Origin of the sequence: Vibrio sp. MMH1-50 (assembly GCF_022347645.1) — a bacterium.
In the GTDB taxonomy this organism is placed as follows: domain Bacteria; phylum Pseudomonadota; class Gammaproteobacteria; order Enterobacterales; family Vibrionaceae; genus Vibrio; species Vibrio harveyi.
Map to the genome: position 1 here is coordinate 63,167 of NZ_JAKRGG010000025.1, position 9,606 is coordinate 72,772.

Sequence of the window (9,606 nt, forward strand, 5' to 3'; positions counted from 1 at the left end):
ATAAGGAATCATCATCATGGATCGCTCTTTTGCCTCAGAAATTCAAGCTCGCATTGATAACAAAACCAAACCATTAGGCGCTCTTGGTTTGCTCGAAAAAGTTGCGCTAGAACTGGCGTTAATTCAAAGCCAAGATAAGCCTCAAGCGGTTGAAAAAATAGAAATTCGCAAACCAACCATGTTGGTATTCGCTGGTGATCACGGCATCGCCGAAGAAGGGGTGAGTATTGCGCCCAGCGCTGTGACTCAACAAATGGTGGCGAATTTTCTCGCCGGTGGCGCCGCTATTAATTGTTTCTGCGATCTCAACCAAATTGACTTTAAGGTTGTTGACTGTGGCATGTTGTCACCGATCGATACCTTAATTCCTGACTTTAAAAATCATCCCAACTTGATTGAGAAACGTCTCGGAAATGGCACGGCAAACTTTGCTAAACAAACGGCGATGTCACTAGAACAAGTCGCGCTAGGTTTGGAATATGGTGCCAAAGTCGCGCAGCAGGCGATTCTTAATGGCTCGAACTTGTTGATGTTTGGTGAAATGGGGATTGGCAATACCAGTTCGGCATCGGCATTGTTAACTGCGCTGAGTCCATTGGAAGTCGACCATTGCGTTGGCTATGGCACGGGCATCACTCAAGAGCAACTAAACCGCAAAATCACGCTAGTCGCGCAAGGTGTGAATCGCTGTCGTGACCTTGATACCAAAGGCGCGTTGGCTCAAGTCGGTGGGTTTGAAATCGTGCAAATGGTTGGCGCATTCTTAGAAGCGAAACGCCACAAAACGCCAGTCTTGGCCGATGGATTTATCGTATCTGTAGCCGCTTATGTCGCGACTCTATTAGATGAAGAGACGCGAGATTACATGTTGTTTGCTCATAACTCAGAAGAGAATGGGCACAAGTTTGTGCTGGAATGTTTGCAAGCGGAGCCTCTCTTGGATCTTGGTTTGCGTTTAGGTGAAGGAACCGGAGCGGCGCTTGCTTTGCCACTGGTAAAAGCGGCGGCTCAGTTTTACAACAACATGGCGAGCTTTGAGAGTGCGGGAGTGACGGTTTAGTGTTTGCTTCTGAGAATACCCACATTTCAGAGACTCGTTCTTTGCGCTATCAAAGTGAGCTTTTCTTACTCGCAATAAGCTTTTTTAGCCGTATACCTGTGCCCGCAGATTTACCTTACAGTGAAAAGCGCATGAACCAAGCAGGGCGATACTTTGCTTTGGTCGGTGTGTTGCTTGGGCTACTGTGCGCAGCTGTGTTTTCACTGGCAAGTTTATTGTTCCCAAACTCAGTTTCCATCGTGTTAACCATGGCATTTAGCCTGTTGCTTACCGGCGCTTTTCATGAGGACGGATTAACGGATATGGCGGATGGCATTGGCGGTGGCATGACGTTAGAGCGCCGCTTAACCATCATGAAAGACAGCCGCATCGGGACGTACGGCGCGGCAACGCTAGTGATGGCGCTGTTAGCGAAGTTTGTATTTTGGAGCGAGTTAGCCAATGAGCCTCAGTTTTGGCTGATGATCGTCGTGGCGTATACCGTGAGCCGAGCGTTGGCTGCCACTCTCATAAATGACATGCCCTACGTTAGTGACGCGGATACCTCGAAAAGCAAACCGTTAGCGAATAAACAATCGAGCTTAGAGGTCGCGATACTGCTCTTAACTGGTGGGGTTGTAGCGTTGTTATTGGGCGTGACTCAGGCTACTGTGATTGTATTGGTATTGGCACTGTTTCGTGTCGGCTTTAAACGCTGGCTGACCAAACGTATCGGCGGATTTACTGGCGATTGCCTTGGTGCCGCGCAGCAGCTTTCAGAATTGCTTGTTTATCTCATTCTTATCGCATTTAGTCATTCATTATGAAGCAACTTATTCTAGGTGGTGCGCGCTCAGGAAAATCGAGCTTAGCAGAGAGCAGGGCGCAACAGTCGGCACAAAACAAAAACGGAACGCTTCACTATGTGGCGACGGCATTGCCTTTTGATGAAGAAATGAAGCAACGCATTGCTCACCACAAACAGCAACGAGGGACCGGGTGGATTGAGCATGAGTGTCCGCTTAACTTGCCTGAGTTCATTTGTGACTTTTCGTCTCAAGATGTCGTGCTAGTTGATTGCCTTACGCTTTGGCTCAACAACTGGATCTTTGAACTCGGTGATGACTGCTGTAATGAGCGGTTAGAGGAGCAAATTGAGTTGTTGGTGAATGCGGCGGCGCAATCTGACGCGACGCTGATTTTTGTCTCTAACGAAGTCGGTATGGGCATTGTGCCGCTCGGCGCCGTTAGTCGTTACTTTGTTGATAATGCGGGACGGATGAATCAAAAACTGGCGACCGTGTGTGAGCGAGTCACGTTTGTCGCTGCGGGTTTGCCACTTGAGCTCAAACCACAGGAAGGGAAGAGATGAAAACGCTGAATATCTATTTACTGCGGCACGGAAAAGTGAACGCTGCCCCAGGTTTACACGGACAAGCCGATTTAAAAGTCGATGAAGCTGAGCAACGCAAAATTGCGCAAGCCTGGCAACAGACGGGTCGAGAAGTAGAAGGGATCATCAGTTCTCCCTTGTCACGTTGTCACGACCTTGCTGAGATACTCGCTGAGCAGCAACTTTTGCCTTTAAGTGTGGAACCACAACTTCAAGAATTGGATTTTGGTGATTTCGACGGCATCCCATTTGACATGCTTTCTGAGCACTGGAATAAGCTCGATGCATTTTGGAAAGCACCGGCACTACACACCTTGCCGAATGCTGAGAGCTTGGATGATTTCTCTCATCGTGTAACTTGTGCTTGGTCTCAAATCATTAATGATATCAATGACAACTTGCTAATTGTCACGCATGGTGGCGTAATTAGAATGATTCTTGCCCATGTATTGGGTGTAGATTGGCGCAATCCGCGATGGTATTCGACATTAGCGATAGGAAATGCGTCAGTAACACATATAACAATTACCATCGATGATCAGATTTACGCCTCAGTTCGTTCGATAGGCGTACCACTATTTGAAAATTAGTCACGGAAGTAGCCAACGCTTGGATCTCTACCGAGTTTAAGAGAGAAAAGGGCTGGCTCGATTACATCAAAAGGAACCATAAATGACCGCTCCTAGCTGGGATTTATCCATCGTTTATAACGATCTCGCTGACCCACGAATTCAAGATGACATTGCCCTTGTAGAGCAATGCATTGACCTACTCAATAAACAGTCTGCCGATTGTAACTCTGTTGAAGTGATGCAAAACGCAATCTTAACCAGCGAGGCGGCAAGCCGTTTGGCTGGCACTATTGCGAACTTCGCTAACTGTTACGCGTCAGTGGATGCGACAAATGCAGAGGCGAAAGCACTGCTAGGTCGTATGACACGCATTTTCTCTGAGCTTTCTCAAGCTTACAGTGCCTTTGAGCTTAAATTGACTCACGCTGATGAAGAGTTCATTACTCGCGTTTTGGATCATGAAAATCCAGACATCAGTGGTCAGGCATTTTCAATCCTAAACTCTCGCAAATTGGCTGACACACGTTTAAGCACCGAAGAAGAAAAGCTATTAGCGGCAATGAGCGTGGATGGAAAATCTGCGTGGGGTAAGTTATACAACAACCTCACGGGTTCTTTGAAAGTGAAGCTTGACTACGCTGATGGTGAAAGTGAAGAGCTTGGCTTCTCGCAAGCAGCAAGCATTCTTTATGGTTCTGAATTTGATCGCCAAGAAGCTGCGTGGCGTGGCGTTCAAAAGGCGATGGCAACACATCAAGAATCTTTCGCTTCTATCCTTAACGCGCTTTCAGGTTGGCGTTTAACAGAGAATAAAAAGCGTTCTACCAAACGTGATGTCCATTTCCTTGATCCAAGCTTACATGGCAGCCGAATTAAAGCGGAAACGTTGGATGCCATGATGAAAGTCGCTAAAGACAGCCGTGAGATTGGTCAAAAAGCCGGTTTGCTAATGGCGAAGGTCCACGGTCTGGATGAGATGAAACCATGGAATCATCTTGCTGCGATGCCTGCTTTGAGTGGCGAAGCGAAAGTTTATCCATTTGATGAAGCTATCGACGTCATTTGTGAAGCGTTCGAAACCGTGAATCCAGGCATGTCCGAGTTTGTCCGCATGATGGTACAAAACGGCTGGATTGATGCTGCGCCTAATGCCAATAAACGCCTTGGTGCATACTGTACTAAGCTGCCGGCGACGCGTACGCCGCTTGTGTTTATGACTTGGAGTGGTAGCCGCTCAGACCTAATGACGCTTGCTCACGAGCTTGGTCATGCCTTCCACAACTGGGTGATTCGTGATTTGCCGCTTTGCCAAACGTACTACCCAATGACGTTGGCAGAAACTGCTTCAATTTTCGCTGAAAACATCGTTCGCGATCATCTGATTTCAAAAGCAGAAAGTGTGGATGATAAGCTCGAAATGTTGTGGGAAGAGCTCTCTTCGGCGTTGGCGCTGATGATCAATATTCCCGTTCGTTACGAATTCGAAAAAGCTTTCTACGAGCGTCGCCAAGAGGGCGAACTGACAGCAGATGATTTCTGTGAACTGATGTCAGAAACGTGGAAAGATTGGTATGGCGATGTGATGAGCGAGGCTGACCCTTATTTCTGGGCGAGCAAACTGCACTTCTCAATTTCTGGTGTGAGTTTCTACAACTACCCATATCTGTTCGGTTTCTTGTTCAGTAAAGGTATCTACGCTCAACGTGAAGCTAAAGGGGAGCGTTTCTACGACGATTACGTAGATCTATTACGTGACACTGGCAACATGATGGCTGAAGAGGTTGTCGAGAAGCATCTTTCAATGGATCTGACGCAACCCGAATTCTGGCAGCAGAGTGTGGAGCTAGTTCGTGACAAAGTAGACGAATTTGAACGTTTACTCGCACAACGTGGTGAATAAACGCTAAAAGTTGATCAAATCATAATGATCTTCTTTAGGGCTGTGGTAAAGTTCACAGCCCTAACACTTTGTAATTGTTTAAAAAATAAACGCCTCAATGCTTGATTTGAGTGCATGGCGCGAAAAGGTATGGGATTTTAAATAAATTTGGCGGCTTCTACTCATAAGTGGGATCGCAACAACAAAAATCCTTTGTACAATTTATTAACATACCCGCCGTGCTATTAAGGAGTAACGCATGACGAAGTCTCTCTTTCGCCAATCGTTTTTAACTGACACGTTAGATGTTCATATTGATGTCGCGCCAGCGGAGCAGGTGCTGTCTAATGGTGTAACACTTAAACTCTATCAGCGTGGTGTGCTAGAAGTGATTCCTGACGAATACACTCAGGAAACCAAGAACGTCATCATCTCTTGTGGTGTCCACGGGGATGAAACCGCACCGATGGAGCTGGTGGATTCAATTATCAAAGACATCGAATCTGGCTTCCAGAAAGTCGAGGCTCGATGCTTATTCATTATCGCTCACCCAGAATCGACTCTGGCGCACACGCGATTTTTAGAAGAAAACCTTAATCGACTGTTTGATGAGAAAGAGCACGAGCCAACCAAAGAGCTTGCGATTGCTGATACTCTCAAATTGTTAGTCAGAGATTTCTATCAAGATACGGCAGCGGAAACACGCTGGCACTTAGATTTGCACTGTGCGATCCGTGATTCAAAGCACTACACCTTTGCGGTGAGTCCGAAAACGCGTCATCCTGTTCGTAGCAAAGCTCTGATTGATTTTCTCGACAGTGCACATATTGAAGCGGTGCTACTGTCTAACTCGCCAACCAGCACATTCAGCTGGTTCAGTGCAGAGAACTACGGCGCTCAAGCTTTGACGATGGAACTGGGTCGTGTGGCTCGCATTGGTGAAAACGACTTAGACAAACTGACTGCGTTCGATTTGTCACTGCGTAACCTAATTGCAGAGGCGAAAGCGGAGCATTTGTCTAAGCCATGTATCAAGTACCGTGTTAGTCGTACGATTGTGCGTTTGCACGAAGATTTCGATTTCATGTTTGATGACAACGTCGAGAACTTTACCTCATTCGTTCACGGCGAAGTGTTTGGTCACGATGGTGACAAACCATTGATGGCGAAGAACGATAACGAAGCCGTTGTTTTCCCAAATCGCCACGTCGCGATTGGTCAACGCGCAGCATTAATGGTGTGTGAAGTGAAAACGCGCTACGAAGATGGCGAGTTAGTCTACGATTAATGCTATATCGCTTTAATCTCGGCGAATAAAGCGTGAGAACACATTTGCAATTTACCGAGGCTTAACTGTAAGGTTAAGCCTCGTTTGTATTTATCGGCTACTATGGATTTTCAACAACTTATCCTGAACAAGGAACGACGCTGGCAACGCAATCTTTTGATTATGTCAGTGATTCTCGTGCTGCTCTCTGCTATCCACTTGATGGTCGGAGAGGTATTCCTTTCTCCTTTTCAGTCTCTCTCTGCATTTGAACAAAAACTCTTGTTGGATTTACGCCTGCCACGCTTGGTTTCTGCCGCTATTATTGGGGCAGCATTGGCGGTCTCTGGTGCGACCTTACAAGTTCTACTCGGGAACGTATTAGCCGAACCCGGCGTTCTCGGGATCTCGGGGGGCGCGAGCTTGGCAATGGTGCTCGTCATGTTTGCCTTGCCAGTTTTACCGTCTCCAATGATCTTTATGTTGGCTGCCATTGCCGGTTCGATGTTGTTTACTGTTATTTTGGTTGGTATCGCTAGGGCAATGCATCTTACTACCGCACGGTTGCTGCTCGTCGGCGTAGCTCTGGGTATTTTGTCGAGCGCCATTGTGACGTGGGCATTCTACTTTAGCGATGACTTAAGCCTACGTCAGTTAATGTACTGGCTAATGGGCAGCATTGGTGGGGCAAGTTGGTATCAGCATACTGTTACCTTGGTCATGCTGCCTGTATTGATTTGGCTATGTTGCAAGGGCAAACCGCTTGATAAGTTGATGCTAGGGGAAATCCATGCCACTCAACTAGGTATTGATGTTCATCAGATGCGCTGGAAGCTCATTTTGGCAATTTCCATTCTCGTTGGTGGTTCTGTTGCATTGGGCGGGATCATTAGCTTTGTGGGCTTAGTCGTGCCGCATCTGCTTCGATTAGCGTTTGGTACAGAAAACCGTTACCTGTTGCCTCTGTCGGCAATATCTGGCGCAGCCTTATTGGTGTTTGCGGATATCGGCGCGCGTTTGTTGCTCGATTCTGCAGAGTTGCCGCTTGGAGTGATGACCACTTCTATCGGTGCACCTATCTTCATTTGGATGCTGGTGAAAAGTCATGATGCACGTTAAGCACATCGCAGTGGGAAGCCGGCTACTACCGTTGTCCTTTGAATGTAAGCCGGGTGAGGTTGTCCATGTCGTGGGTCCAAACGGCTCAGGAAAGAGTACATTACTTGGCGCGATATCTGGCACTTTAACTCAGCGTGAAGGCGTGAGTGGGGAAGTACTTGTCGATAATAACGACCTGCTCACAATGCCACTTTCAGAACAAGCGCATATCCGTGGGTATTTGTGTCAGCAATCAAGACCTGCATTCAATGTTGATGTCTTTCAATACTTAGCACTTTCATTGCCAACTGGTGCCAATATCAGCGACGCGAAAGTACGAGATGCCGTTAATATTGTTATTGAGCTAGTACAACTGCAAGACAAGCTTCATCGAAGTATTCAGACATTATCCGGCGGTGAATGGCAGCGTGTCCGTTTAGCCGGAGTGTGTTTGCAAGTGTGGCGCACAATTAACCCTTACTCTCAGCTATTGATTTTGGATGAACCCGCAGCGCCGCTGGATATTGCCCAAGAAGGACTGCTATATCAGCTCATTAATGCCGTCGCTGCGCAGGGGATTGGGGTGTTGGTCGCAAACCATGATCTAAACCGAACGCTGAGGCACGCTGACAAGGTACTGCTGCTCAATAACGGCCTATTGCATTCATTAGGTCATGCCGATGAAGTACTCACGGAACAGGGCTTGGCAGAAGTTTTCCAAACTCAAGTTCGTAAAGTCGTATTGGAAGATAGACCCTATTTGATTTTTGATTGAGGCGTATATTAAAGCGACGCTTCAAGACACTAACGTTTAACCATGACCCCAAATGGCGTCGGCTTGAGCTCTTTTTTGGAGAAAGGAATGAAAAAATACGTGATTGTGGCTCTAACGAGTTTGTCATCTATGACATTTGCTCAAGAAGAAGCGATAGATTGTAATAACGCGGTCAGTACCCTAGAGATTAATCAGTGTGCAGCCATTGAGTTAGAGGCTGCTCAAAAGCAACTAAATAAGTATTTGGAAACGAGTTTCGAACATAATTCTTATGATCCTGAGCTGATTAAAGCGATTCAAGTTGCACAAAAAGATTGGCAAGCGTATGTGACGTCGCATTGTGATTCGGTATATACGCAGTGGCGTGAAGGGACAATTCGTGGCGTGATGGCTATTTCCTGCGAAACTCAATTAACTCAACAAAGAACTCACGAAATTTGGCAAAACTTCTTAACCTACATGGATAGTACGCCACCGGTTTTACCCGAACCAAATGTTGAGTAGTGTTACTTAAACGCGGATAGCTTCGTTTTTTAAAACGCGTCAACGTACTTAACCTCAACACGGCTTCTATCACGCTAAACGGTATGGCGGATGAGAGATACTGTTTAGCCCACTCAGGCAGTAAATGGGAAGTGTTTTATGCCAAAGAGGGCAAATGTGATTCAGAGCCTGATCGTAGGGCATTTTGCGGGTAAATTTAGCTGTAAGTTTCTTCTCTTGTTGGAGAGCTAGCACTTCTTTTGAGGACCGATAGTATGTTCCAAAGTCTCCTTCTAACTGAGATCCTTAAATCTGAGCTGAAAAACAACAATTTAATTGTTGAAACAACGAGTTGGCCGCCAAAATGCAATAAGCTCATTGTATTGCAATATCGGTTTGCCAAATCATATACTTTGGTCAATTATCGAGAATTGGAAGATGGGCATTATTGGTTCGCAGAGTACATTGATGGTGACGAATGTTTGGCATGTCGCTTTGATGTTCTTTAGCATCATTCTTTTGAATCATGTATTTCAAGCTTATGGCATTTAATAGAGAAGGAGTTCATTTGACGATTCCTACCTTGTACATTTTTTCTGGTCTTCCTGCGTCTGGTAAGTCGACGTTAGCAAAGCTATTAGCCGCAAGAGTTGGCGCGATGTATGTACGCGTCGACACTATAGAGCAAGGTCTACGTGATTTGTGTCATTTCAAGGTTGAAGGTGAGGGTTATCGGCTAAGTTACCGGATCATCCGAGATAACCTTGAACTTGGGTTGAGTTGTATCGCCGACTCTTGTAACCCCATAGAGCTTACACGGCATGAATGGCAGCAAGTGGCAACAAGCATGTCCGCTCACTTTGTTAACATAGAGATAAGTTGCTCGGATGAGAGTGAGCATAAACAACGTGTTGATTCTCGTAAGAATGAAGTTGAGAACCTGCAGCTACCGAATTGGCAACAAGTATACCCAAGTGACTTCAAGATGCAGGATTCAGAGCGTTGTCATTGATTCGAGAGCAAGGAAAACAATGCAGTGTAATAGCCAGCTCTTTCCAAGTTGTTTGACGCAGCAATCGGGTCAATGACACGCTCCCAAA

The 9,606-nt window shown here is 46.4% G+C and carries 11 protein-coding genes; all 11 read left to right on the top strand.

The window, feature by feature from the left end:
- Positions 1-16: 16 nt before the first annotated feature.
- The 11 genes from cobT (at position 17) to MHO32_RS17410 (ending at position 9,518) form a co-directional block, all read left to right on the top strand.
- Positions 17-1,060 (top strand): nicotinate-nucleotide--dimethylbenzimidazole phosphoribosyltransferase, encoded by a 1,044-nt coding sequence (gene cobT, locus MHO32_RS17360; RefSeq protein ID WP_239213196.1) that lies wholly within the window; start codon positions 17-19, stop codon positions 1,058-1,060.
- Positions 1,060-1,866: an adenosylcobinamide-GDP ribazoletransferase gene (locus MHO32_RS17365; RefSeq protein WP_239213198.1), complete on the top strand. Its 807-nt coding sequence runs from the start codon at positions 1,060-1,062 to the stop codon at positions 1,864-1,866. The genes cobT and MHO32_RS17365 overlap by 1 nt, the downstream gene beginning before the upstream one ends.
- Complete coding sequence (gene cobU / locus MHO32_RS17370) at positions 1,863-2,411, top strand: bifunctional adenosylcobinamide kinase/adenosylcobinamide-phosphate guanylyltransferase (RefSeq protein WP_239213209.1); 549 nt, start codon at positions 1,863-1,865, stop codon at positions 2,409-2,411. The genes MHO32_RS17365 and cobU overlap by 4 nt, the downstream gene beginning before the upstream one ends.
- Positions 2,408-3,022: an alpha-ribazole phosphatase family protein gene (gene cobC / locus MHO32_RS17375; RefSeq protein ID WP_239213211.1), complete on the top strand. Its 615-nt coding sequence runs from the start codon at positions 2,408-2,410 to the stop codon at positions 3,020-3,022. Before cobU ends, cobC begins: the two co-directional genes overlap by 4 nt.
- 82 nt (positions 3,023-3,104) lie before the next feature.
- Positions 3,105-4,904: a M3 family oligoendopeptidase gene (locus tag MHO32_RS17380; RefSeq protein WP_239213213.1), complete on the top strand. Its 1,800-nt coding sequence runs from the start codon at positions 3,105-3,107 to the stop codon at positions 4,902-4,904.
- Positions 4,905-5,142: 238 nt separating this feature from the next.
- Positions 5,143-6,171, top strand: a complete 1,029-nt coding sequence (locus tag MHO32_RS17385) for a succinylglutamate desuccinylase (RefSeq protein ID WP_239213215.1) — start codon at positions 5,143-5,145, stop codon at positions 6,169-6,171.
- A 102-nt stretch (positions 6,172-6,273) separates the two neighbouring features.
- A complete protein-coding gene (gene btuC, locus MHO32_RS17390; protein WP_009697375.1) occupies positions 6,274-7,269 on the top strand; it encodes a vitamin B12 ABC transporter permease BtuC in 996 nt (331 codons plus the stop codon).
- Entirely contained in the window at positions 7,256-8,023 is a 768-nt protein-coding gene (gene btuD, locus MHO32_RS17395) for a vitamin B12 ABC transporter ATP-binding protein BtuD (protein ID WP_239213217.1), read from the top strand. Before btuC ends, btuD begins: the two co-directional genes overlap by 14 nt.
- Positions 8,024-8,110: 87 nt before the next feature.
- Positions 8,111-8,527, top strand: a complete 417-nt coding sequence (locus MHO32_RS17400; protein WP_239213219.1) for a lysozyme inhibitor LprI family protein — start codon at positions 8,111-8,113, stop codon at positions 8,525-8,527.
- Between the two features lie 254 nt (positions 8,528-8,781).
- A complete protein-coding gene (locus MHO32_RS17405) occupies positions 8,782-9,015 on the top strand; it encodes a hypothetical protein (protein WP_017190310.1) in 234 nt (77 codons plus the stop codon).
- Between the two features lie 59 nt (positions 9,016-9,074).
- Positions 9,075-9,518 carry an AAA family ATPase gene (locus MHO32_RS17410; protein ID WP_239213221.1) on the top strand — a complete coding sequence of 148 codons (444 nt, stop codon included), beginning with the start codon at positions 9,075-9,077 and terminating at the stop codon, positions 9,516-9,518.
- The last annotated feature ends 88 nt before the right edge of the window (positions 9,519-9,606 follow it).

Coding starts and splice junctions, on each gene's coding strand:
- cobT (WP_239213196.1), top strand. CDS start 17: ATGGATCGCTCTTTTGCCTCAGAAATTCAAGCTCGCATTGATAACAAA.
- MHO32_RS17400 (WP_239213219.1), top strand. CDS start 8,111: ATGAAAAAATACGTGATTGTGGCTCTAACGAGTTTGTCATCTATGACA.
- MHO32_RS17385 (WP_239213215.1), top strand. CDS start 5,143: ATGACGAAGTCTCTCTTTCGCCAATCGTTTTTAACTGACACGTTAGAT.
- cobU (WP_239213209.1), top strand. CDS start 1,863: ATGAAGCAACTTATTCTAGGTGGTGCGCGCTCAGGAAAATCGAGCTTA.
- btuD (WP_239213217.1), top strand. CDS start 7,256: ATGATGCACGTTAAGCACATCGCAGTGGGAAGCCGGCTACTACCGTTG.
- cobC (WP_239213211.1), top strand. CDS start 2,408: ATGAAAACGCTGAATATCTATTTACTGCGGCACGGAAAAGTGAACGCT.
- btuC (WP_009697375.1), top strand. CDS start 6,274: ATGGATTTTCAACAACTTATCCTGAACAAGGAACGACGCTGGCAACGC.
- MHO32_RS17380 (WP_239213213.1), top strand. CDS start 3,105: ATGACCGCTCCTAGCTGGGATTTATCCATCGTTTATAACGATCTCGCT.
- MHO32_RS17405 (WP_017190310.1), top strand. CDS start 8,782: ATGTTCCAAAGTCTCCTTCTAACTGAGATCCTTAAATCTGAGCTGAAA.